The 21,270-nt window shown below is 42.8% G+C and carries 13 protein-coding genes; 9 read left to right on the top strand and 4 right to left on the bottom strand.

The window, feature by feature from the left end; genetic code table 11:
• Positions 1-182 precede the first annotated feature (182 nt).
• On the top strand, positions 183-719 hold the full coding sequence (locus tag MKX50_RS01280) for an NAD(P)H-dependent oxidoreductase (protein ID WP_339159968.1): 537 nt from the start codon (positions 183-185) through the stop codon (positions 717-719).
• 84 nt (positions 720-803) lie between these two features.
• Here the strand turns inward: MKX50_RS01280 and MKX50_RS01285 are convergent, their stop codons facing one another.
• Positions 804-1,229: a hypothetical protein gene (locus MKX50_RS01285; RefSeq protein WP_339158183.1), complete on the bottom strand. Its 426-nt coding sequence runs from the start codon at positions 1,227-1,229 to the stop codon at positions 804-806.
• A gap of 77 nt (positions 1,230-1,306) precedes the next feature.
• Here MKX50_RS01285 and MKX50_RS01290 point away from each other — a divergent pair, with 77 nt between their 5' ends.
• Complete coding sequence (locus MKX50_RS01290; RefSeq protein WP_339158184.1) at positions 1,307-1,522, top strand: hypothetical protein; 216 nt, start codon at positions 1,307-1,309, stop codon at positions 1,520-1,522.
• A gap of 5 nt (positions 1,523-1,527) precedes the next feature.
• On the opposite strand, the gene MKX50_RS01295 is transcribed toward MKX50_RS01290, so the two are convergent.
• Positions 1,528-2,493, bottom strand: a complete 966-nt coding sequence (locus MKX50_RS01295) for a copper amine oxidase N-terminal domain-containing protein (RefSeq protein WP_339158185.1) — start codon at positions 2,491-2,493, stop codon at positions 1,528-1,530.
• A 251-nt stretch (positions 2,494-2,744) separates the two neighbouring features.
• Positions 2,745-3,413 carry a hypothetical protein gene (locus MKX50_RS01300; RefSeq protein WP_339158186.1) on the bottom strand — a complete coding sequence of 223 codons (669 nt, stop codon included), beginning with the start codon at positions 3,411-3,413 and terminating at the stop codon, positions 2,745-2,747.
• Positions 3,414-4,245: 832 nt separating this feature from the next.
• Between MKX50_RS01300 and MKX50_RS01305 the strand changes: the two genes are divergently transcribed.
• From MKX50_RS01305 to MKX50_RS01325, 5 genes are all read left to right on the top strand, one after another.
• Positions 4,246-5,301: a DUF4236 domain-containing protein gene (locus MKX50_RS01305; RefSeq protein ID WP_339158187.1), complete on the top strand. Its 1,056-nt coding sequence runs from the start codon at positions 4,246-4,248 to the stop codon at positions 5,299-5,301.
• A 114-nt stretch (positions 5,302-5,415) separates the two neighbouring features.
• Positions 5,416-7,629 carry a DUF3578 domain-containing protein gene (locus tag MKX50_RS01310; protein WP_339158188.1) on the top strand — a complete coding sequence of 738 codons (2,214 nt, stop codon included), beginning with the start codon at positions 5,416-5,418 and terminating at the stop codon, positions 7,627-7,629.
• The gene (locus MKX50_RS01315; protein WP_339158189.1) at positions 7,601-10,012 is read left to right on the top strand and encodes a restriction endonuclease-like protein; all 2,412 of its coding nucleotides are present in this window, start codon (positions 7,601-7,603) and stop codon (positions 10,010-10,012) included. Before MKX50_RS01310 ends, MKX50_RS01315 begins: the two co-directional genes overlap by 29 nt.
• 878 nt (positions 10,013-10,890) lie before the next feature.
• Entirely contained in the window at positions 10,891-14,880 is a 3,990-nt protein-coding gene (locus tag MKX50_RS01320) for a hypothetical protein (protein ID WP_339158190.1), read from the top strand.
• A 362-nt stretch (positions 14,881-15,242) separates the two neighbouring features.
• Positions 15,243-15,545: a DUF6809 family protein gene (locus MKX50_RS01325; RefSeq protein ID WP_339158191.1), complete on the top strand. Its 303-nt coding sequence runs from the start codon at positions 15,243-15,245 to the stop codon at positions 15,543-15,545.
• Positions 15,546-16,289: 744 nt separating this feature from the next.
• Here the strand turns inward: MKX50_RS01325 and MKX50_RS01330 are convergent.
• Positions 16,290-16,655 (bottom strand): hypothetical protein, encoded by a 366-nt coding sequence (locus tag MKX50_RS01330; RefSeq protein WP_339158192.1) that lies wholly within the window; start codon positions 16,653-16,655, stop codon positions 16,290-16,292.
• 125 nt (positions 16,656-16,780) lie between these two features.
• Here MKX50_RS01330 and MKX50_RS01335 point away from each other — a divergent pair, with 125 nt between their 5' ends.
• Together MKX50_RS01335 and MKX50_RS01340 are read left to right on the top strand one after the other, a co-directional pair.
• A complete protein-coding gene (locus tag MKX50_RS01335; protein ID WP_339158193.1) occupies positions 16,781-19,246 on the top strand; it encodes an AraC family transcriptional regulator in 2,466 nt (821 codons plus the stop codon).
• A gap of 402 nt (positions 19,247-19,648) precedes the next feature.
• The gene (locus MKX50_RS01340) at positions 19,649-21,262 is read left to right on the top strand and encodes an ABC transporter substrate-binding protein (protein WP_339158194.1); all 1,614 of its coding nucleotides are present in this window, start codon (positions 19,649-19,651) and stop codon (positions 21,260-21,262) included.
• Positions 21,263-21,270: the final 8 nt, after the last annotated feature.

Raw genomic sequence — 21,270 nt, forward strand, 5'->3', positions numbered from 1 at the left:
TACTAAAGGGGATGTCTGCTGGATATCTGTAAAATGTACCACCAACAAATGAACAAACTTCCGGCTAAATGTACGATTTGGCATACATAGTACGATAATAATGCGTACTTTACACCTCAGCGCATTCTCGCCAATAATGGGATTGCATCGCGATGCACCATTTAGGAAGGAGAGATATGCTGGTGAAAATCATGGCTATCCTGGCCCATCCCGATTTGAACACTTCTCGCGCAAACCGGGCGCTATGTCTGGAATTACAGCGAGCGGGAGTGCTGCTTCATGATCTATATGGGGCGTATCCGGACTGGAACATCGATGTGAAGCAAGAACAACAGCTGTTATTGGAGCATGACCGAATCATTCTTCAATTCCCTTTGTACTGGTACAGCAGTCCGCCGCTGCTCAAAAAATGGTTCGATGACGTACTGGAGTATGGCTGGGCCTATGGATCAGGTGGAGATCAACTGAAGGGCAAAGCATTCATGGTGGCAACGACGACGGGAGGGTCGGAGAAAGAGTATCGCTCAGGAGGGTTTAACCGATATACCCTTAGCGAGCTTCTGCGGCCGATCGAGAGAACCCTCACCCGGTGCGATGCCGAATTTCTGCCGCCATTCGTCACGTACAATACAACGAAGGCGACGGATGCAGAGCTTCTGGAGGAAGCGCAGCGTTATGCGGAGACCGCCCGGATGCCGTCGGAGCTGCTGATGAGTTGAAGCTGGTCAAACCAGAGCAATTTACAATGGTCCTGTAAGGAGCACTTACAGGACCATACTGAATATATGAAGCAGTCACATGAACTATTGAAGCGTAAAATCAAGGGACTTTTGAATGTCCAACCCTCGCTTAAAGTGAAGAGTGTAGTCTCCCTTCTCCCATTCCAAATTATGAAGCCGCATCTCAAACGCGGCTAAGTCCTCGGTTTCTCTCATTGACTCTTGCTGAAGAATTTCGCTTTCCCCGCGTTTTGTCACATATAATTGAGCCTGAAGTAAGCTTTCCTTCTGATCTGGATAAATGGCTATTGCGGTTAGCGGAGCATGGTTGATAAAACGATCAGAACTGTCGTTTATTTTGGGCAATTCGTGATTCGGTGTAAACCCAAGTTGGAGATCGTAGCTGTTGTTCATGGTTAGATTTGAAATAAGTGCTCGGGACAGCATCCAGAGGCAGATGATCCCTAGAATTGAAATAAGGATCAGGGAGGTTCTTCTTCTTGGCATCATTGCTTTCCCCTTTCCTCCAAATATAATATTACTATATAGCTATACCACTGAGATTAAATAGCAAGGGAGCATCAGACATGGCCATCCGTCGTGGAGCTGTAGAGCAAGATTACATTATTGAGCATGTCACAGAGGTATTTCAATGCAGAGTTCTTTGGAGCGAAGGGCGTCCATGCTTGGAGTATAGGAGTGACCGAGAGCTGGAGCAAATCACGGAGTATGTCCAAGTTAACTTTGAAGTCGAGCTGCTGGATGTATTTTTTACAGCGGTGGAGAGCTTGCCGGCAGACTAGAGCGACTATCGATAATCCGTTCTTACCTCGCCTGGCAGCGTAAATGCCGTAACCCCCTCTGAGTCAGTGACCCTATCGCCAACAATGCGTTCGTAAGCGAGAGTCGTATATTGGTAGTTTGTATCGATCATCCCGTATTCGGTATGACTGCTGTCTCCAAAAATACCATACGAATAGTACAGCATGTTTTTGTTGATTTCAGGAGCTTTTCCCGTGGAGTTTGTGATACTCGTTCCCATAAGGGTCTCCGTGTGACCGGTAGAGGCGTACTCAAAGTTAGCTTGCCAAGTACATACTAGAAAGTTATCCTGCAGTTCGACCCAGGATATCGTATCCCCATAAATGTAGTAATAACTCAACGCTTCGCCTTCCGGAAAAATAAACGTCCTATCGTAATTTTCATCTATAATCTTGGTCTCCAGCGGGGGGTTCATGTAGTGAACGGACTGAATGAGCCGCATGATTTTCGGTCTTGCCTCTTCGAGAGAGCCGCGATACAAAATATTCTTAGTCTCCTCGCTGAGCGGCGAGTAAATTTTAATTACCCCTTGAGTCCACTCCACCTCATATCCAAAGGAATGGGCAATCAGGCGCATCGGAACATAAACGGTTCCATTTTTTAATTTGGCTGGCGCATCCAGGTCTAGAGCTAGATCGCCGGATTTTGTCCCCCGCAATGTGGCTTTTTTGGTGCCGGGCTTCAAGCTTAGGCGTTCTCCCCATTTCTGTACGGTGACCGTAGATGTTTTGGTATCCCACTGCACCTGAGCGTCCAACGCTTCGCTAATGATGCGCAGCGGGACCAGGGTTCGTCCGCGATCCGTGATGACGGGCAGGCGCTCGGTGATCGTTTTTCCTTCTATAATCAGCTTGGTGGCAGGTGCAGAGGCGGCATAGGCCGCTGGAAGGTTAGCAAGAAGTACAATAAAAGCTACCGCCGCAAGGACGGCGTGGCGAAGCCAGTTCTTCATGGTACGTTACCTCCGTGAAAATTTTCATTGGTACTGTATTAGACGCATAGAGGGACTGGAAAGTTTTGTTAGTATGAGTTTATGGAGCATCAGCTGGGGGCTTACACTGGTTAATGATAAGCAGTGCAAAACACATGTAAATTTGATTGAAAATCGACGAATTATAAATACAATGTATTTTTGTGATTGCTAGGATAGAAATAAAAAGGACTGCTAGCAGCAGCCCTTTTAGATACGCGCTTGATATTCTACTAAATGCAACCTGGGATTCCTGCTTGTACAGTAGTCCATTCCTTTGTTGTTCTAACTGTTGTTGTCGTTACCTTAATAAGTCCCATATTTCCAATTGATATCCACGAATCTACTTTAACGGTAGCATTCAATTCAATTTTTTCGCCGGAACTAGTCACTTTAGCTCCAACATCTTTACTAGCTATCGTAAAAGTTGTAAATAAATTATCATCGTTATCTATTACTGAAACGGTCGCATTATTGACAGAAGTAAATTTGTTCCACGAGTAATTTGCAGCTACTTCATAAGATAATTCAAACGATCCACCAAGATTAGTTGTATAATATAACATTTTTAATCCAGTGCAAAAGTCAGACGCAGCACGAGGAGCTATTCTATTAAGGTTTTCTGTTGATGTAACTTCTTTAGGGGCTTGTTTTAATTGATTAAGGGCTTGTTCCAATTCCCCGACAGTAACAGTAACGGATTCATCTGAAAAAGTAGCATCAGTTTTTTTTAGATCTTCAGGATCTAATCCTAGATATTCAATAACTTGGTTTACATTTTCTTCAGTTACAATTGTGTCTGTTGATAATGATCCACTTGCGCTCGCTAGTCCACCAACCGGTAAAATTAGAACGATAGATAGACATAGAGCGATACATAAATTAATAGACTTTCTTACCATTAGACTATTACCTCCCTCTTTTTTTACTATAATACCATATTATATACATATTTTACATAATTTTAGGTAAAATGTAAATATGCACTATTGTGGCACCTAATAATACAAAAGTATAAATTCCACTTGAAGTGGATGTTATGTATATAATCATAAATGAAAAGGAGGTGCTGTATCTAAATGGAATCTATTGAAATAGGACTAAAATTATTTGTGATTATAATAGTTATCTCACTATTTTTTGCTCTGGTAGGTTTTCTAGCCAAGATATATTTAAGTAACTTCTTTGATAAAATATTTTCTTTAATTAAAAATATCTTCAAAAAAAAGGACTGACTATATTGTGGTGCGTACCCGCTTGGGGGCACCTGAAAGGGTGAGAAATCAGTTCCAGTCCGTCCCAATAGCATTAGGGAAGGGCTCATTCAACAACTAGAAGACTTACTTTTGCGTATGCCGGATGAAGTAGAAGAAGGACAAGCGAAAGATGTTATAAAACCAAAAGAGGATACAGGGTACGACGGGTTGCGTCGTAAAGGAAGGGAAGAATCTCCTGCCTGAGTATTACGGGTATGGAAGAGCAATGGATAATCTCGCTGTGTACTGCAAGTGATTTCAAAGTGAAAAGGAGCTTTGGCTGCTGACTTGCTGGTTTAGCAACATTGTCTAAAGGGAACAAGTTAATAGTAAGTTATTAAGGGCTTGGGGCAACCAAGCCCTATTTTTCTTGCAAATGTGGCAAAAGATGATCTTTTTAGAGGAGTATGTGAGGGAGTGTGGAAGTAAATAGGGCAGAGTAACTATTTTTTGCATTGATTTTATAGGAGGGATTGATATGGGATTTTACTTCAGGAAATCCGTATCATTTGGAGGGTTGAGGCTTAACTTTTCCAAGTCGGGGGTAGGTGCTTCCGTTGGGACGAAAGGATTCCGCTTTGGAATAAGTCCCCGAGGCAATTATGTTCGTATCGGCGCAAACGGGCTTTATTATAGAACCATGATCGGTAAAAAAAGAAATACGAGTAATACAGTACCTCGTGAAGAAAATATACAGACGATCCAACAATCCGATGTCGTTATGCATGAAATTGAAAGCAACGATGCGTTGGAGATTTTTGACTCAAGTTCGCAAGACCTGTTAAACGAAATAAATAAGAAATATAATCAAATCCCCTTATGGACAATCGGTATTGTAATAACTATTCTCTTGGGTTCAACTTCATTTCTGTTTTTGGGCCTATTGTCCATTGGCCTACTTTATTGGCTGGACATGAATAGAAGGACGACATTCATTGTATATGACATTGAGGAAGCTGCGGAATCAAGAATCCAAGCGTTTTATGATACTTTCAATGAGATCATGAGTGCTAATCACAAGTGGCATGTCTCCGCCTCGGGTCAAGTCCAAGACCGGAAATATCATGCTGGAGCATCAAGACTCCTTCGTCGGAGCTCAATTTCAATCAACTACTCGCTTCCTAAACTTATAAAAACAAATGTTAGGGTTCCCTGTGTTCCGGTGGGAGAGCAAAAACTATACTTTTTTCCTGACAAAATCTTAGTTGTACAACGAAAGAAGGTTGGAGCGGTAAGCTACGGCAGTTTAATGTTGGAATGTTCGAATACCCGTTTTATTGAGGATGGGGTGGTTCCTAGAGACACAATTGTTGTAGATCACACTTGGAAATATGTGAATAAAAATGGTGGGCCAGATCGGAGATTTAAAGACAATAAGCAATTTCCAGTAGTTCTCTATTCGGAACTCTATTTCCGGAGTGAGACTGGATTAAATGAACTGGTTCAAGTTTCGCGTCCTGATGTTGGGCAGGGTTTAAGAGAATATTTGAACAATTCGGATTTCCTCTATGCTAAGGAGAGAGACCACAGTTAATTTAATGGGTGGTCTCCTTCATTTCATGTTTGGACTATAATATGTATAACTTGCTATACATCACTATATCCCAATATATCTACATAAACTCAACTTTCACCTGGAGGAACAGAAATGTCATTACCGACTGAATTAGCATCTATTTTTCGTGTGAAGCAAAAATCTTACAAGATGGTACTTGTACTCTCTATGATTGGCATTTGGCGTGAAACCCAGCAAAGGTTTATATCGTTAGATTCCATTGCGGAACGGTTTGTAACCTACTGCAGAGATCGGGAAGTTAATAATCTAATAGTGGATGTTCCACCGAATAGTATGGCTTCTCGCTGGTCAGAGGTGAGTGCTACACAAGTGAAGGCGATATTAGATACCCCGGTCGAGGCTCTTAGAAGTATTCTAGCTAAAAACGACATGAATGAGCTAACATTCACCAATGCGATATGGGACGGAGGGGAAGAAGTTCTGACTGAACTCGAAAGATATGCGAACCGGGAATTAGAGTCATATTATACTCAGCTTCAGTCTAACTCTTTCTCTCTGAAGGAGCACCTGAGCCAGATATTGCTTACATATAGAACGGCTAAGCAGGAACCGTTTGCGAATCATCCTCTGGGGACTGCTTTTCGAAGAACGATTCCCGAAGGAATAAGGCAATATCCGTTCATCTCAGATCATATTCGGGTTCAAGGTTCTGTAGGTCAAGGAAATTGGGCTACCGTTCCCTGGATTGCATTGATGGATACACGTCTTACGGGATCAACTCAATATGGCGAATATTTAGTTTATCTTTTTGCAGAGGATATGAGCTCTGTTTATTTAACTTTTATTCAAGGTGTGACGAAACCTATTCGGGATTATGGGAGAAGGGGAGGTTACACATACCTAGAAAATAAAGTCGACCAAATCAGAAAACAGTTGCCTTTGGTTGGCTTTGCAAAGGACGATCAAATTGAGCTAACCACAAGCGGGCTAGGACGTGATTACCAGGTATCTACCGTTGCCTACGTCCGATATGACAGCAATAATCTTCCAGAAAACGAACAGCTTGTAGCTGATTTACAACGAATGATGGAGGATTATCAGATCTATGTACGAAGTCAATTGCAGACGGCGCATGAAGAGGTAGATGACCAAATCGAGGATGAGGAGTCAGAAGAAGTGGAGACACTGTCCGTAACAGAACGGCTATCACAAATACGTTCATTTATTCGGAATAGAGGATTCTCGTATCCAGATGGATTAATAGAGAATTTCTATCTTTCCATAAAAACAAAGCCGTTCGTCATTCTAGCAGGGATATCAGGCACTGGAAAGACAAAATTAGTGAAGTTGTTTGCTGAAGCGATGGGGGCGACCGTGCAGAATGGACAGTTCGCGCTTATCCCAGTTAGACCTGACTGGAGCGATCCCTCAGACTTATTAGGATATAAGGATTTATCAGGAACCTTTCGTCCTGGGCGATTAACAGAAGTGCTATATGAAGCATCTAAGCCGGAAAACCGCTCGAAACCCTACTTTATTTGCTTAGATGAAATGAATTTAGCAAGGGTAGAGCATTATTTCAGCGATCTTCTCAGTGTATTGGAAACCCAGGAATGGAGAGATGGTGAAATTGCGACGGCTCCATTAATTTCAGCTGCTTCTCTATCTTCGGAGGAGGATCAGCAGAAGTACGGGGACCTATCGATTCCTGATAACGTGTATTTCATGGGTACGGTCAATATGGACGAGACAACCCATCCTTTTAGTAAAAAGGTTCTTGATCGAGCCAATACCATTGAATTTAACTATATCAATTTATTGCAGCTTCCAGATGAAGTGGTGGGAGAGACGATAACGGAAGCCGTTGCTCCGAATTCCTTTTTGAGAAGTGATTTCCTTCAGCTTGTCGACGCAATGGAAGAGAACAGGGAGCTCATTTCAGAAACGACACAAAGTCTAGCTCAATTGAATGGAATTCTAGAAGGCATACACGCCCATGTAGGGTTCCGAGTTCGTGACTCCGTAAGCTTCTACATGATATACAATCGCCGTGACAACTTAATGTCGGCTGATGAGGCGTTCGACCTTCAATTACTTCAGAAGATATTACCTCGAATCCAAGGGAGTAGCTCAGCAGTTCGACGAGTTCTCTTGGAATTGTTGAAGGTGTGTTTAGATCGACCTCTTGCCATCAATGAACTAATGGAGGACTTATCCCCAGTATATAATGAGGCGGAATTTCTCAACGCACAGTCGCAGATCAAATATCCGCAAAGTGCCCGCAAGATTGTGTTCATGTTACGGAGGTTAGAAGAGGATGGATTCACTTCATACTGGTTATCGTAATGGGACGGTAGAGTTACTACGGATCGAGACCAATCTATTTAACTTATATATTCAGGGCAAGCCGTTTCACCCCACGGTAGAGGCATTACAGCTACACCGGGATGAGGAGGGTGCCCTGGTAAATGCCCACTGTCGTATAGAGAAATTCTCCTCCAATTTAGAGATTAGCTCCATATCGGTCTTCTCGCCAGAGGAGAACGGTTTGCAAGCATGGGAAGAGGGCCAAGCCTGCGCCCCTCTTTTCTTCGAGACGCAGGCTTATGAAATTGTAGTGGAGAAAAAGCAAGATGTGGCTATTCAGTTTTATCATGAGAATAGGTATTTAAGAGAGGCGGTAAAGCCACTCGGGAAAAATATATTATCTGGTATTTTGAACTTCCAGAATGAGGTTGGATTTACGGAATTAGAGCTTCGTTTACATGGACAAGCGCTCATGCAATTACAGTTAGAAATTTTTCCGACGAAGATGGATTATAAAAAGGACTATGAAACGATACTGAGCGATGTGAATCAACAAATTTATAATCTGTCCTTTGATTTTTTGCGGAAAACCTATCATTTGACAGGGCTAAAAGATACCACCCAGCAAAGTATGACGGAGTTCTTTGCGATCTTAAGACATATGTTTCAGCATTTGGTTCAGGCCGTAGAGCGCATCAAGAATGCGCCGCACATTAAGACGAATATAGTGAATCAGAAAGTATCCTCTGGTAAGGCAAGGCATGCTGGGAAAGGTAATTTAGCTTACCTCTCCAGACATCCAGAGCTGTTTGTTAAGGATAACAAGAACGGGATTATTCATGTTAATGGCCAAAAAATGTACCCTACTCATGTATTGGAATCCAAGAAGTACATGGATTTTGATACGGGGGAGAATCGCTTTGTTCGATGGGTTTTAATACGGATTTCAAAGAAATTGCAAGCTCTCCGTATTCGATTAAAGTCCGTAGAGCGTACTTCCGATCCTCAACTATTAAGAAGTGTAGATGTTATGGAATCACAGTTGCAAAGGCTGCTACGATACGATTTTCTGGCAGTCGGCGATATGACGCACATGTCAGTATCCCTTGTTCTACAGATGGCACCCGGGTACAGAGAGGTATACCGTTGTTATCTCATGCTGATGAAGGGCCTCTCGGTTCAAGGAGATCTTATTCGCTTGTCGTTAAAGGACTTAGCCCAGTTGTATGAGTACTGGTGTTTCCTGAAAATTCACGATTTATTAAGTCGTAAATATGAACTCATCAAACAAGACATCGTCAAGGTGAATCGTTCAGGGATTTTTGTGAAGCTCGACAAAACTCAGAAATCCAAAATCATGTATCGGAATCCCCAGAATGGTGAAGTATTTACGCTTTATTATAATTCACTACCAAGTGGAGAGCAGACCCCTACAGTCGGCCAGATGCCGGATAATGTGCTGACCTTGAAAAAAAGCGATTCTTCGATTGAATATAAATATATTTTTGATGCGAAGTATCGCTTAAATCCAGCTTATGAGGGGACTCCTTACCGAAGAATGTACACTAATCCTGGACCTGAGGAATCAGATATTAATACGATGCACAGGTATCGGGATGCCATTGTATATGGGGATGGAAATCAAGAGTTGGAACGTAGCATGTTTGGGGCATATGTTCTGTTCCCCTATGACAATGAAGAGCAGTTTCGCGATCATAAATTCTACAAAAGTATTGAGCTCGTCAACGTGGGAGCATTCCCATTTCTACCTAATGCGACAAGCCTGATGGAGAGGTTCCTGGACGAAATCATTATGGATAGCCCAGAGAAGGCTTATGAGAGGTCTACCCGTCCTCGTGGGACGAAGGCTTATTATCAGAATAAGTTCACAGGTAAGAATGTGTTAGTAGGCTCTTTAAGGCAAGACACGCAGCTGGAAGCTGCCTTGAAATATGGCTTTTACCATACCCCGTTAAAGAATATCTCGAATCATCAACTGCTCACGCAGATCGAATATGTAGCCATCTATCAGTCCATCAATAAATTTGGCAGATTCGGCGAGACGGGCATTCATTGGTATGGGAAAGTTACAGAGTGGAAAGTGTTGCGTCGTAAGGAAATCACCGAGCGTCCCGTAAGACCGGGAACTGGTGAGGAGCTGTATGTTAAGTTTTCGGTAGAGAAGTGGATAAGGAAGGCACCTTCAATTGTTCCGGGCGGTCACGGGATAAAGACCCTCTTGTTCACGTCAAAGTACATTTTTGATCGTGCGCAGGAAATCGCAGAGCTCAGACTCGAGACGGAAGAAGAGCTGAACACATGGCGTGAAGAGCGAAGACGAGGGCCGATTACTGTAGAGCTTAATCATGATCAGGTAGATCTGGCTAGTGCTGTTGTGGATATACGGTTGCGGGAGGAGTGAATAAAACACCCCCTTCTTATTGATTAGGCCTTAATTTGAGGCTTTAGCATCGGTGGGCGTATGCTTTTCTTGCATTGATCATACAACGAAGAAGAGAGTAGAATATCTGCTCTCTTCTTCAACGCATCATTGATAATGAATAAAGTTAACGTGAAATACAACTAATTGGAGTAATAATGTAATGTAAACCAAAAAATCCTTTAAGTCAACAGAATTATTGTTCTTTTATTCCCTCTCTACTAACTGTAGCTTGTGCTGTGGATTCATCTAGTAATCTTGATGCCTCTTCGGTTAATATATTGTTTCTACTCCCGTTATCGATGACTTTTACCCCATGATTTCAGCTAAAAATGATAGAGCGTTCATACCTTCTTCGTGCTTTGTGTTATTCGCCGGAGTTTTGTATTGACTGTAGTTTCTTCTTAGCTATCCATGTTTATAACTTACCTTTGTAATTTCCTCATTGGATTAAAAATTTACTAAAAATGGTATAATATTTTGTGCTAAAGGGCCTGAATTGGGTACATATGTAATTAAATATATTTTTAAAATAGTGGGTTTTCCTTCTTAGTAGCTTGGTTTAAGCAGGCATTCATGGTCTTAAAGACAAGAATTACATCGCAAAATGATTATCTTTTCATTGTCCTAACTCCATTTATAAAATTAGGAAGGATTTCCCTGAATGTTGTCGAAAGTACACTAACTAGAACTTTAGGCATGGAAGGGTCATCAGTAATATTATTACTCTATATCCTTAGGCAAAAAATTGCTGTTGGAAAATATGGAGTAAAGATGGGGCTCGAAATGGGTAGGATATGAATTTTGTTGAATGCAATCAGTGAAGTATTATAAACATTAATGTTTCAGGGGGATTTGGTATGGGCGATTATAGTTTCAGTAGATTCAATTCTAGAGACTTCGAGCATTTTATTCAGGCATTAACGAGGAAAATAATGGGCAACGGTACTATAATATTTGGAGATGGGCCAGATGGAGGAAGAGAGGCTACGTTTGAAGGAAGTTGTCCATTTCCAAGTGCGACCGATAATTGGTCAGGTTATTGGGTTGTACAAGCTAAATATAAGAATCGTACTGATGATGAATCAGATTTTTCCTGGCTGAAAAGGCATTTTAAAAATGAAATGAACAAATTTATTGAAAATAAGAAGAAAGGTTTAAAAGTTCCTAATAATTATTTGTTTTTTACGAATGCAATTCTCACAGGAACACAAGATACAGGTGGCAGAGATAGGATATCTAAAATATGCAAAGAATATGAAGATACTATACCTAATATAAAAATTTTTGGATATGACGATCTCTGTAGGTTTCTTGATGATAATAGAGATATTGCAACTACTTACTCTAGTTTTACTCTTCCTGGTGATATACTTTTTGAACTGACAAATACGTTAAAAAAATTAAATGAATGCTCAAGTAATCATATGGATTTACTGACTAGATTTTTAGAAAAGGAGTTCAAAGAAGACTTGACGTCTCGACTAGAGCAAGGTGGCCAACTAACTGATGAAAAAGTTAATCTGGAGAAGGTTTTTGTGGATTTGAACATAGTAAGTATTGATCCCAAAAAAAGACGGATAGAGGGAGAACGCTTTGTAAAAAAGTGCATTGAATTAGGAAATAATCTAAATAAACCTGATAATGAGAATTTAAATGAAAGCAGACTAGTGCTGATTGGAGGGCCGGGTCAAGGTAAGTCAACTCTTACGCAATTTTTAAGTCAAATATATAGAGCATTTTTTCTAGAAAAAAACTCGGAATGCAAGATAATGGAAGAGGTATCTGGTTTTATTAAACAATTTAAAGACTTAGATATTGAGGTACCTAATTGTATTCGTTTTCCTATAAGGATTGTACTAAAAGATTACGCTGGGTGGATGGTAAAGCAAAAAGAGCAATTTTCAGTAATAGAATATTTAAAATATAAAATTGAAGCCAAAGGTAAAGGCCAAATTAGTTTAATGGATATACGAAAGATACTAGGTTCTTTGTCAATTCTTTTTATATTCGATGGTCTTGATGAAGTGCCGGTAACCTCCAATAGAGAAGATGTTCTTAATGAAATAAATGACTTTTTAGATATAGAGTTGAGAAGAGTAAATTGTGATTCAATTGTTATTGGCACTACTAGGCCTCAAGGCTATTCGAAAGAGTTTGATAGTACGAAATTTGATCATTATCAGTTAGCCGATTTATCAGAGGAAGATTGTCTGAAGTATCTAGAAAAACTAATGGATAACTTCGATAATTCATTGGAGCAGAAAGCTTCCTATATGAACATACTATCCAAGGCTCTTAATGATGATGGCATAAAGCGGTTAATGAAAAGTCCTCTACAAGCTACTATTATGGCGATTTTGGTAAGAAGTGGGGGTGAACCTCCAAGAAACCGATATAATCTATTCACACAATATTATACTACTATTCTTAACAGAGAAAGACAAAAGGGTGTAGTTACGGTATTAAATGATGAGTATAATGAATACATTGATCTTATTCATTATAAATTAGGTTTTATGCTGCAAAAGAATTCAGAGGACTACGATAATCCTTCTTCAAGCGTATCATATCAGGAGTTTGGCGAGTTTGTATTAGAAATATTGGTCGATGAAATGGGTATTGATACTGAAAAAGCAAATAAATTTAAAGAAGATATACTATTTGCAATTACTGATAGGTTGGTGTTTATTTCTGAAGTGGAGGATTCAAGGGTAGGTTTTAGTATTAGATCAATGCAAGAATACTTTGCAGCTAATTATTATTTGCATAACCAACCAGATGAAATAATTCCTAATAAAATCAGAATTATCGCCAAAAATATTTATTGGAGAAACACTTTCCTGTTTGCAATGGGTTACTTAGCTAAGTATAAAAGTTATTTAATTGATGTAGTTTTTTCTATATGTGGGGAATTAAACGGTAATAATCAGGATTATGCAGCGATTACTACTGAAAAGATTACAAAGATCGGTTCTTGGTTAGCCCTGGATCTTTTATGTGAAGGAGTATTTAGGAGTAGGCAAAAACAGGAAAATAAATTTTGTAATTTACTTGAAGAGTTGTTCAAAATAGCTCCTTCCACTAATCACTCATATTTCTCAAAATTACCCGATTCAATTCAAGAGAGATTTGTTGAAAAATTTATAGAGAAATATATTTCACAGTCTAGTAGTATCAGAGAAGCAGTAACAGCCTGGTCAATAGCTTGTTCATTGCTGATAAATAGAAATAATAGAATGGAGGATTTAATTGAAAAGTACTGGCCAAAAAATAATGATGAGGAGATTTTTCTCCTTAAATTTATGGTTCAGGAAGGGGCCAAAACAAGTAGCTTTGTTTTAAAGAAGCTTATATCTTCCATTGAGAGAAATGAAGTAACGACATATTTTAATGAATTAGATGATGACACCTTATTGGAAAACTTACTTGTATTTGAATTTTCCCCTAAAGTACAAGAATACCTTTTGGAAATTACATTTTTTGCGAGCTTGGATAGTTCTTTTTCTAGAAACAAACGTACTTTAGAATTTATTAATTTAATTAGTAGAAGAGAGATAATTGATTTAAGTTCTCAGGATATCTCAGTTTCTCTAATTTCAGATAGAAATAATGAAATAATAATGGATAATTTTAAAGACATCAGTGCATATTTAATTAGTACAAAAAATGATAATCCTAATGTACCACGATTACGTGACTTATTTAAGGATTTTGGAATTGAATATTTGTTTGCGTTATTAAATTTTACAGTGACTCCATCAGAAGAGAATTTATATTTACTTTCAGATGTACTAAATAATACGGATCAAATAAGAATGAATATACTCATAAATAATAATGCTAGATTTAACTGGATAATAAAAAAACTGTTGTTGATTTATGAAAATGTTGGTCAGTTACAAAAAAACCAATTAATTAATGAAATTGGGGACAAAAGTAACTGGATAGCATTTGAAAGAAAAGTACAGGAAGATAATTTAAATTTATCGGATAATGACTTTACTTTAATTAATTATAGTCTAAAAGGGTTTAGTAAAGGTACTTCAATATCAACATTTATTAATGATATATATAGACCCTATACTGGTAAATTTAACAGTAATATCTCACATATTTTATTTTTGAACTTTGTTTGTTTTGGTTACTCAAACGATATTGAAAAAGAACCTTATGTAAGTGATGAAGTTTTGGATGAAATAGTAACTGCCACTATTAATATTCCAAATGATTATAGAATATTAATTAATAGAGTTTGGGGAACATTAATACAAATAATCTCTGCGGAACAATTATTTCGATTATTACAGAAGAGAGAGATTGATATTTTTCAAGGAATTACAATAGAAGATACTATTATATTTCCATTGCTTTCAGCTAATATTAATGATAACTACCAGAAAATACTATCTGCCATTAACATTTATAATAAAGAGACCAGTTTAATTTGTTTACTGCCTTATTTGCTTGCTCTCCAAGGGATGAATAAAGTTTCAGTAAATTTTAATCATGAATTTCTTTTGAATCTGAAGTTTAGTCAGCCAAAAAATGAAATAAGCAGACTGTTATTGCTACTGATATTTTTTCATTCTAACGAAACAGTAAATTTAAATAAATTGATTGATGAAGTGATAATTCTAGTTAAGGGTAATTACAAGATAGCTACCCATATAATTAATTTACTCGAGAAAATTAAAAGTTCATCTGCCGGTATAGTTGAAATGGTATACCGGATTCATTATGAATTAAACTTAAATTATTCGGAAAATATTAACATTTTATCACTTTATGAAGAGTATTTAAAGGAAATGATTGAAAATTATCCGACAGAATTAAGAAGCAAAATTTAATTTCAAAGATTAGAAATTATTATATCATTACTTTAATAATTAAATTGAGTAGTTGAGTGAATTTTAATTATCTTTGGTAGGTGGACGTGACTCTAAACTTTGATGTCGAAGGGATGATAGGTTTAGACTGAGCAGAAGAAGAATATGTGATCAAAATCATTAAACAAATTTCCAACTTGGAATCATTACTATGTTGAATGATAACAACATAGTAATGATTCGTTTGATATGAATTCCGATTGAGATAGGCTGTTACTTACCTCTATTCACCAACCCAATTACCCCACCTTTCTATTATTACGCATTTCCGTACCACATATCGCCTCTTCTTCTGCTATCCTATAAAAAAAGGAGGCTCCCCCATGCAATCCCTACTCGAATCCCTATACTACGGTCATCTCATTCCCGAAGAACAATTGGTTCCCAAAGATCCCATGTATCGCAAAAAGGGCAGAGAACTGTCCGAGAAAATAGAAGCCTGGAAAAAGAAGCTGTCCAGCGATGAGTTTGCCGAGCTTGAGGCGCTGTTGGACTTGCAGCAGCAGATTCAGAGTATGGAGATGACGGCGGCGTTCACCTACGGCTTCAAGTTGGGAGCGGTTATGATTATCGAAATCCACCTCGATCATGGGGTAGGTAATAACACCAAACATGATGAGGAATAAGCAGAAGCCCAACCCAGCTAAAGTTCCCCATAACGAATACTCTTCACCCTTAAGTCCCCCCAAATTCCTTCCATGTTCTCTAACTCCCATCCACGTCTACATTTATAATATAGTCACACAGCAGCATGGCTGACTTAAGCCACATTTACTACCTAACGAGGGCTGCAGGTGATGGGCCTCACAGCGGTCGCATTGCGGCTAGTTCGCTGCCAGCCTCTTTGCTGCCTACATCCATCATCGTCCACAGCGACAATTCAAAAAAATGGTTGTAAATTTCAAATTCTTCTTATATTTTCTTTACTAACAACACCCTGCTGTATGTAAGAAGCATCGGTTATTTGTTCTCCAAAACTGGAGACGTTTACAGTGTGGGGGATATTGGGGGGGCGGGGTTGGCTTTTATTATGAGTGTTTGATCTCATAACGATTTGACCGAAACGCTGAACGCGCTGTATTCTCTCATGGTTCGGCCCGTTGAGGCGGTGCTGATTTCCCGAATAACCGGGTACGGATTCTGACGTTCCTACATCGGCTTCTGGCTTTCAGCACCCATTCGCCCGACGTGTTGATGATCATGGTCCGGGAAGGATACGATTCTCCGCATGATGCGATTGTCTCGGCAGCGTATAAGAGGGACTTCTTTATTTTTGATGCGCAGGAACAGCCACTCGTTGCCTTCAACAAGGCGTTTGCTCAGAGCTCAGGGGATTTACCCCAGCTGGTAAGCCGTATCGGAGGAATAAGTTATTCATTAGAGAGATCATCAATCGCTTGAACAGCCAGTTCCAATGATTTCATTCTTCTTTCTAATAGTGTTTTTTGCGGACTACCTGCCTTTGACTTGGCATGACTGTTTTCAATGGATGGGAATAAACCAGTAAGCACATGGCGTGCTTCTGCTATATCTTTCTGGGTGTAATAATGGGGCTTTTGGTTCCATACGTGTTCTAGCAGGGCTAAGCCAATGTAAAGAGCTTGGAGTCGTTTCGTGATTAAGGTGGTATTTGCACCTTTTTGTGTCATCTGAGCCAAGGCATTTTCGCATTTGCTGATTGTCGATTGGAAGGATTTGATGGATTCCATTTGAACTTCGTTTGATACGTTCTCCATGTTAGTGCTGTCCTCTCTTCGTTTCTAAATGATTAAGCCTGATTCCTGATTAAAATCGTTAAGAATCTCATTGGGGGCTTTTGGGGTAGTTATGGAGTGTAAAAAGAAAAAGGGGGTGAGCCAGCATGGGTAAAACTAGGGTGAATTTGCTGACCAAGCTATTGATTTCCTATTTGCTGGTGCTGCTATTTCCAGTCATGATTATTGTGCTGTATTATTATCCGTATTCGGCGAAGGTAGTCAAGGTGAAGGAGATGGACTGGAACGCCCACATTACGGAGCAGTTCATGACGTCGATGGATACATTCACGCGGTATGTGTACAATCTGCCGTTTGAGCTGGTGCAGAACCGGGAGTTCCGGCTGTATCAAGCCGAGGAGAGCGATTATCAGCGCGTGCTGATTGCGAATGAGATGAAAAAGTACAATGCGACCGATGCTTTTATCTACAACACCCTGCTGTATGTGAGAAGCACCGGTTATTTGTTCTCCAAAACTGGAAGCGCATACAGTGTGGAGGATATGGGGAAGCCGGGGGTTGGTTTTTATTATGAGAGCTGGCCTCATAACGATCTGACCGAGACGCTGAACACGCTGAATTCCCTCATGGTTCGGCCCGTAGAGGGAGTTTTGGTCCCCGGCCATAACCGGGTACGGATGCTGACCTTCCTGCAGCCGCTTCCGGTGGGCGGCACGAGTTCGCCTGGCGTGGTGATGATCATGGTCCGGGAGGATACGATTCTCCGCATGATGCGGTCGGTCTCGGAGGCGTATAAGGGGGACTTCTTTATTTTTGATGCGCAGGGACAGCCGCTCGTTGCTTCCAACGAGGCGCTAGTTCAGAGTTGGGAGGATTTACCGCAGCTGGTAAGCAGTCTAGGAAAAGACAGCGGCTCATTCCGGGATACGTCGACTGGTACGGCCTCTGGCATGTCCTCTGGCACGCCCTCCAGTATATCTCCGGGCTCGTCTTCCGGTTCGACCTCTAACCCGATCTCAGGTTCGTCCTCCGGTATCCACCGGATCGACGGCGTGTCCTACCTCGTATCCTATTCGGTCTCGGATAAGAACGGCTGGAAGTATGTCAGCCTGCTCCCGGTGTCGGAATCGCTCCAGGGGCTGCGCGCGATCCAGCTCAATACGATTCTGCTTGTGGGATGCATTCTACTGCTTGAAGTGATTGTCATCTACGTCTCGATCCGCAAAAACTACCACCCAATTAAGCGTTTGGTCGAGTTCGCCGCCGGTTTGTTCGAGCCCGAGGAGCTTGGGCCAATGAACGAGATCGAGGCGATCCGTTACACGTTAAGCGGTCTATCTGCGGTCAACAGCCGGCTGGATGAAGAGGTGAAGGAGACGCTGCCGATCATGCGGGACAATATGCTGCTGGAGCTGGTCAACGGGCATTTCCTGAGCGGGGAGCAACTGCAGCGGGAAGCGGAGAAGGTCGGGGTAAGTCTGGACGGAGCCCGTCTGACGGTGGCGGTCATCTCCTGTGATTCCGAGACGGAGAAGACGAATCTTGTGCAGCTTTATTGCAAAAACCGGGAGAGCCAGCTGCCTGAAGGGGTTCAGGGTTATTTTTTCAAAAGCAACTACCATCACGAGATCGTATTCGTCTGCTCCCATGGGGCGGATTTCTCCGTTCAAGCGTATTTAGCCCGGCTGCAGGAGGAGCTCCAGGTGCGAACGGGCTGGAAGACGATCATCGGCATTGGCGAGCCAGGGGAGGCTGTAAGGACTGCCGGACATGGCCAACCAGAAGGAGCACGAAGGACTGCGGGACAGAACCAACCTGAACTAACTTGTACGTACATCCTTGATCCCAACTCGGCACATGTCTCCTACTTGCAGGCGCTGCGTACGGTCGAGCAGCTGCGGCTGCGCCATACGAGCCCGATTCTGAGCTTTGCTGAGATCGAGACATCGCCGTCCGGCACGGTCTCTTATTTCGCCGAGCTGTTGCAGTCGCTGGAGCTGGCGATTTTGAAGAACGAAGCCTCCCTGGTGGAGTCGCTGATTGAGCGGATTGTCTGCTATCTGAGCAGCGAAGGGCTGCCTCCGCATATGCTGCGGAGTGTGTATTTGAACACGGCTAGCGTGATTTTTAACGGGCTGCAGCGCTTCCGCCATGATGACCAGAGTCTGCTGCGCCTGACGGATGCGGCCTTCCAGCCCCGCTATACGTTGGAGCAGATGACGGGGATTCTGCAGGAGAGCGGCGCCAAGCTATGCGAGATGATTCGCGAGACACTGCCGAAGGGACGCACGGCTTCCCGCGAGGAGATTCTTGCGGTGATCGAAGACAAGGGGATGGACCCGAATTGCTCGCTGCAGCTGATGGCCGATCATTTTGGTATGTCGGTTTCGAATTTTAGCCACCATTTCAAGAAGGAGATGGGCCAGAACTTCAAGGAATACATCGATCGTCTCAGAATCCAGAGGTCGATTCAGCTGCTGCGGGAGAGCGAGGAGACGCTGGAGGGCATCGCCACCCAGGTCGGGTTCACGAACACCTCTAGCTTCATCCGCTCCTTCAAAAAAATCGTCGGTACCACGCCCGGCCAATACCGCACCACCCACAGAAGCTAAGCTCGGTTCCATCCGAAGCTGTCATGGCAAGCTGCGGATAGTCGACAACCACCCAAGCATGCCCGGATCTGCATCGTCCGCACAAGGGAACAGTGCGCACGATGCGGCTCCCCGCCAACTGCCGCTGTATGGCCGTTATCGGGTCGCCTGCATACACCATCGCAAGGGGCATTTTTTGAACATCTGCAATATTTGAAGACGCCCCCGAAGCAGCCGGGAACAACCTTCTAGCCACGCACCTTATTAAGCGCTTTCAAAAAATGAAGACCCGCACAAAAACTGCCCGTTTACGCGGCTTGGCATCTCCCATTACTGTCTAAGGTGCCTGCGATTCAGTCCAGGCAAAGCTGTGGCAGCGGTCTGTATCGATCGGGCCCATATCAAATGTGTGGAGGTATGGATATGCGGAAAAAGGTAAGCGTTCTCACATCACTCGTCTTGATCACAGCCATGCTGCTGTCGGGGTGCGGTTCAGGGGGAGATAGCGAATCCGCAGGGACAACGCCCGGGAATGCGTCCGGGGAGAAGGTGAAGCTGACGGCGATTATGACCAAGCATCCGCTCACCAAGCCGCTGGCGGAAATGGAGTGGCTGCAGGCGGTCGAGGATGCCGCTGGAGTGGAAATTGAGTGGCAGGAGATTACCACCGACTATGGACAAAAGAAAGGCACGATGCTGGCCAGCGGCGACATCCCGGATCTGTTCATTGGGCCGAATGTCATCACGGATGCGGATTTTGCCCAGTTCCAGGGGCTGTTCCAGGATTTGTCCGGTATGCTCGACCAGGCTCCGAACGTGCAGAGGATGTTCAGCGAGAAGCCGGAGACGAAGCTCATCGCCACGCAGCCAGATGGCAAAATCTACGGCCTCCCCAAATACCAGCGGTTCTGGCCGTCAACCGGCACCAGGCAGTTCATCAACCAGAAATGGCTGGATGAGCTAGGGCTGCAAAAGCCGACGACCTGGGATGAGCTGTATGACGTCCTCGTCGCTTTTAAAGAGAAAGACGCCAACGGCAATGGCGATCCGAAGGACGAGATCCCGATGGATTGGCCGGGCGGGATCGGCGGGTACTTTAATCCGGCTGTGCTTCTGGGCAGTATGGGCATCACGCTGTCGGAGGGCAGCGGGCAGGGCTATTTTGTCGAGGACGGCCAGATCAAGAATTTCCTCATCGACGAACGCTACAAGACCATGGTGGCTTTCCTCAATAAGCTGTACAAGGCGGGACTGATCAATCCTGAAGTTTTTACACACGACTATACGAAATATCAATCCATCGCCCGCGGTGAAGGGGACACGGCCAAGGTTGGCTTCACCTGGGGCTGGGTAGCGTCCGACCGGTTCGGGGAGCAGTTGGCCCCGCAGTATGTCACTCTGCCTCCGCTGAAGGTATCGGCGGATTACACAGGTAAGCTGTCGTGGAGCTATGATTACTATTCTTTGAACTACGGCACGAATCACGTCGTAATGTCCGCCAAGACGAAGCAAAAGGAAGCGGCGATGCGTTTTATCAACGAGCTGTACGATCCGAAGGTCGGCATACAGGCGTTGTTCGGCTCGATCGGCCCGAATATTGAGGATCATGGAGACGGGACTTACAGCGTACTGCCTCCGGCCAATCCGGAGATGGACCCCGGCACCTGGAAATGGACGTCCACGATGGCGGATCACGGGGCTTTTTATATCCCGGACGATTTGCAGCTGACGCTCGGCAAAGACATGCAGGAGGTGCTCGGCCAATCCGAGCCTTTGGAGGAAGCGCTGAAAGTGGATCTGGATAAGGATGTTTTTCCCGGCCTGTTTATTAAATACTCGACCATGGACAACAACACGATGAGCCTGAACAACACGAACATTATGAATCTGGCCGAGTCCAGCTTCGCCAAGTGGGTGACCAAGGGCGGCATCGAGGCAGAATGGGACGCGTACGTGAAGGAGGCCCAGAAGGCCGGCATCACCCAGAATCTAGAGATCATGCAAAAATACTACGAGGAATATAAGAGCAAAAAATAAGGGGGGGG

This window comes from Paenibacillus sp. FSL W8-0186 (assembly GCF_037969765.1).
Taxonomy (GTDB): Bacteria; Bacillota; Bacilli; order Paenibacillales; family Paenibacillaceae; genus Fontibacillus; species Fontibacillus woosongensis.

Coding starts and splice junctions, on each gene's coding strand:
- MKX50_RS01305 (WP_339158187.1), top strand. CDS start 4,246: ATGGGATTTTACTTCAGGAAATCCGTATCATTTGGAGGGTTGAGGCTT.
- MKX50_RS01315 (WP_339158189.1), top strand. CDS start 7,601: ATGGATTCACTTCATACTGGTTATCGTAATGGGACGGTAGAGTTACTA.
- MKX50_RS01295 (WP_339158185.1), bottom strand. CDS start 2,493: ATGAAGAACTGGCTTCGCCACGCCGTCCTTGCGGCGGTAGCTTTTATT.
- MKX50_RS01320 (WP_339158190.1), top strand. CDS start 10,891: ATGGGCGATTATAGTTTCAGTAGATTCAATTCTAGAGACTTCGAGCAT.
- MKX50_RS01285 (WP_339158183.1), bottom strand. CDS start 1,229: ATGATGCCAAGAAGAAGAACCTCCCTGATCCTTATTTCAATTCTAGGG.
- MKX50_RS01340 (WP_339158194.1), top strand. CDS start 19,649: ATGCGGAAAAAGGTAAGCGTTCTCACATCACTCGTCTTGATCACAGCC.
- MKX50_RS01330 (WP_339158192.1), bottom strand. CDS start 16,655: ATGGAGAACGTATCAAACGAAGTTCAAATGGAATCCATCAAATCCTTC.
- MKX50_RS01300 (WP_339158186.1), bottom strand. CDS start 3,413: ATGGTAAGAAAGTCTATTAATTTATGTATCGCTCTATGTCTATCTATC.
- MKX50_RS01310 (WP_339158188.1), top strand. CDS start 5,416: ATGTCATTACCGACTGAATTAGCATCTATTTTTCGTGTGAAGCAAAAA.
- MKX50_RS01335 (WP_339158193.1), top strand. CDS start 16,781: ATGGGTAAAACTAGGGTGAATTTGCTGACCAAGCTATTGATTTCCTAT.
- MKX50_RS01290 (WP_339158184.1), top strand. CDS start 1,307: ATGGCCATCCGTCGTGGAGCTGTAGAGCAAGATTACATTATTGAGCAT.
- MKX50_RS01325 (WP_339158191.1), top strand. CDS start 15,243: ATGCAATCCCTACTCGAATCCCTATACTACGGTCATCTCATTCCCGAA.